The 1759-nt window shown below is 43.0% G+C and carries 2 protein-coding genes; both read left to right on the top strand.

Annotated elements, in window-relative coordinates; translation table 11 throughout:
* Positions 1-126 precede the first annotated feature (126 nt).
* Positions 127-1185 carry an SEL1-like repeat protein gene (locus L4D12_RS25320; protein WP_428450580.1) on the top strand — a complete coding sequence of 353 codons (1059 nt, stop codon included), beginning with the start codon at positions 127-129 and terminating at the stop codon, positions 1183-1185.
* Between the two features lie 41 nt (positions 1186-1226).
* Positions 1227-1759 (top strand): SEL1-like repeat protein (locus tag L4D12_RS25315; RefSeq protein WP_489685954.1); only part of this gene is annotated, 533 nt, incomplete at its 3' end.

Raw genomic sequence — 1759 nt, 5'->3', positions numbered from 1 at the left:
GGATAAAAAAGTGGAAGAATTTATACAACGGGTGAAACCTAATCGCTTTTTAGATGAAACCACCACCAAGTTATTCTTTTATTAAGGCAATAGTAAAAACAAGCTGATTAAGGATGATGGCAGAATATGACATTAACGAAATTCGCGTTGGTTAGGGCGCGCACATTAGCCCTGATTTTACTGCCAACGATGCTGCATATGCCGATCAGCCATGCTGGTGAGGCGATTGGTCAAGCTAGCCTCGATCAAATCAGCATAGATCAAACCGCGATTCAACAAGGCATCCGCTTATACAATCAATCTGAATTCAAGCAAGCTAAAGCGATATTGCAAGTAGAAGCAGGCAAGGGCAGTGCAGCTGCTACTTATTGGTTGGGGATCACTCAATACGAAAGCGGTGAACGCTTTGAAGCGGGAGATTCTTTTTTAAAAGCGGCAAAAATGGGTGACCCATGGGCGATGGATTTACTGGTCCCCGGAGGAAACAGCCCGTGCGACTACCTTGGCTGGCCGTGCGACGAAGCTTGGCATGAAAAAGCAATGACTGGCTGGGCAAAATTGGCGGCCAAAGGTAACGGTAAAGCGAAATACGCCATGTATGACAAAGGGGACAACTGGTGGCAATATATTCCTTTTTATCGACAGAAAGTACGTAATGAAATCCATGATGACATAATACAGCATAAGGGCTACGGTATATTTAAAAATGGTGCCAAATGGGATAGTAATGAGCAACAGACAAATTATTTGATACAGGCCGCGGAAGATGGTTATGCGCCAGCGATGCATAGCTTATTTTATTCAGCTGAATTTATTGGTAGAGAAAAAGCCAATGAATGGATATTCAGATCGCTTGAGTTAGGTTACTACAGATCTTCAGAAATACTATCCTATATATATGAGAATGGCACGGATGGTTTTAATCAAGATTATGTTAAAGCCTATTACTATCACCGCTTAGCGTCGGTGCTTGGTGGAAATCCAGTTGGGTCTCCAACTGTGAAAAACTTTTTGCGGAATGAGTGGGGGGGGGTTTTAAAAGATGATAAAGGTAATACTGTTTTTGAAATTCTAGTCACCCCTGAACAGCAAGATGAAATGGATGAAAAAGTTGAAGAATTTATACAACGGGTGAAACCCAATCGCTTTTTAGATGAAACCACCACCAAGTTATTCTTTTATTAATGTAAAAGTAAAAACAAGCTGATCAAGGATGATGGCAGAATATGACATTAACGAAACTTGCGTTGGTTAGGGCGCGCACATTAGCCCTGATTTTACTGCCCGCGATGTTGTACATGCCGATCAGCCATGCTGAGGGTGATCAAACCGCGATCCAACAAGGCATCCGTTTATACAACCAATCCAAAATAAAGCAAGCTAAAGCCGTTTTTCAAGCAGAGGCTGAGAAAGGTAGTGCAGCTGCTACTTACTGGCTGGGGATCACTCAATATGAAAGCTCAGAGCACTTTAAAGCGGGAACTACGTTTTTAAAAGCGGCAAAAATGGGCGACCCGTGGGCGATGGATTTATTAGTCCCCGGTGGTAATAGCCCGTGTGATTATCTTGGCTGGCCGTGCAACGAAGCTTGGCATGAAAAAGCGATGGCTGGTTGGGAAAAATTGGCCGAACAAGGCAGTGGAAAAGCGAAATACGCCATGTATGACAAAGGGGACAACTGGTGGCAATATATTCCTTTTTATCGACAGAAAGTACGTAATGAAATTCATGCTGACATAATACAGCATAAGGGTTACGG

Source organism: Photobacterium nomapromontoriensis, from assembly GCF_050336815.1.
GTDB classification, from domain to species: domain Bacteria; phylum Pseudomonadota; class Gammaproteobacteria; order Enterobacterales; family Vibrionaceae; genus Photobacterium; species Photobacterium nomapromontoriensis.
Note: the sequence above shows the minus strand (reverse complement) of the source record. Positions and strands in the feature narration are given on the sequence as shown.

What these genes read in the sequence shown, in the direction of transcription:
- L4D12_RS25320 (WP_428450580.1), top strand. Translation starts at nt 127, where the DNA reads ATGACATTAACGAAATTCGCGTTGGTTAGGGCGCGCACATTAGCCCTG.